Annotated in this window: 1 rRNA gene; it reads right to left on the bottom strand. The window is 58.0% G+C overall.

Features of this window, described 5'->3' with window-relative positions:
* A 23S ribosomal RNA gene (locus tag NW815_RS09595) occupies positions 1-1,338 on the bottom strand; the annotation flags it as partial.

Below are 1,338 nucleotides of genomic sequence, written 5' to 3'. Positions count from 1 at the left end.
AGGACCGTTATAGTTACGGCCGCCGTTCACCGGGGCTTCGGTCGCCAGCTTCGCTTGCGCTAACCGACTTCCTTAACCTTCCGGCACTGGGCAGGCGTCAGCCCCTATACGTCGTCTTGCGACTTAGCAGAGACCTGTGTTTTTGGTAAACAGTTGCCTGGGCCCTTTCACTGCGACCAGCTTGCACTGGCACCCCTTCTCCCGAAGTTACGGGGTCATTTTGCCGAGTTCCTTAGAGAGGGTTCTCTCGCGCCCCTAGGTATCCTCTACCCACCCACCTGTGTCGGTTTCGGGTACGGGTGACAACTTTCATCGCCTACAAGCTTTTCTTGGCACTACCCTCAGCCACGCGGAGTCCGTAGACCCCTCCCAATCCAGTCAGGGTGTGGCCTGCTCTTGTGCGTCCCTCTTCAGCTCCAGTTGTCAGTCAGGGAATATCCACCCTGTCTCCATCGACTACGCCTGTCGGCCTCGCCTTAGGTCCCGACTAACCCCCCGCGGACGAGCCTTCCGGGGGAACCCTTGGGTTTTCGGGGCATTGGATTCTCACCAATGTTTGCGCTACTCAAGCCAACATTCTCACTTCCGCCTCGTCCACGTCTGCTTCCGCTGACGCTTCACCCTACTGCGGAACGCTCCCCTACCATCACCATCCACAACTTCGGCGCATCGCTTAGCCCCGTCCATTTTCGGCGCAAGGGCGCTTGACCAGTCAGCTGTTACGCACTGTTTAAAGGGTGGCTGCTTCTAAGCCAACCTCCTGGTTGTCTGGGCACCCCCACCTCCTTAATCACTGAGCGATGGCTTGGGGGCCTTAGTTGGTGGTCTGGGCTGTTTCCCTCTCGACGATGGAGCTTATCCCCCACCGTCTCACTGCCGACTAACCCTGGCGTATTCGCAGTTTGGTTCGATTTGGTACAGCTCTCGCCGCCCGCACCGATTCAGTGCTCTACCCCACCAGGTACCTGTCGACGCTGCGCCTCAACGCATTTCGGGGAGAACCAGCTAGCTCTGGGTTCGATTGGCATTTCACCCCTAACCACAGCTCATCCGATGATTTTTCAACATCACCCGGTTCGGCCCTCCACTTGGCTTTACCCAAGCTTCAGCCTGGCCATGGTTAGATCACCCAGGTTCGGGTCTACAGCATGGGACTCTCGCCCTCTTCAGACTCGGTTTCCCTTTGGCTCCGGCATTCCCGCCTTAACCTGCCCCACGCTGTAACTCGCTGGCTCATTCTTCAACAGGCACGCGGTCACCCGTTCAATCGGGCTCCCACTGCTTGTAGGCACACGGTTTCATGTTCTGTTTCACTCCCCTCCCGGGGTTCTTTTCACC

It is taken from the genome of Synechococcus sp. R6-7 (assembly GCF_047461695.1).
GTDB lineage: Bacteria > Cyanobacteriota > Cyanobacteriia > Thermostichales > Thermostichaceae > Thermostichus.
Note: the sequence above shows the minus strand (reverse complement) of the source record. Positions and strands in the feature narration are given on the sequence as shown.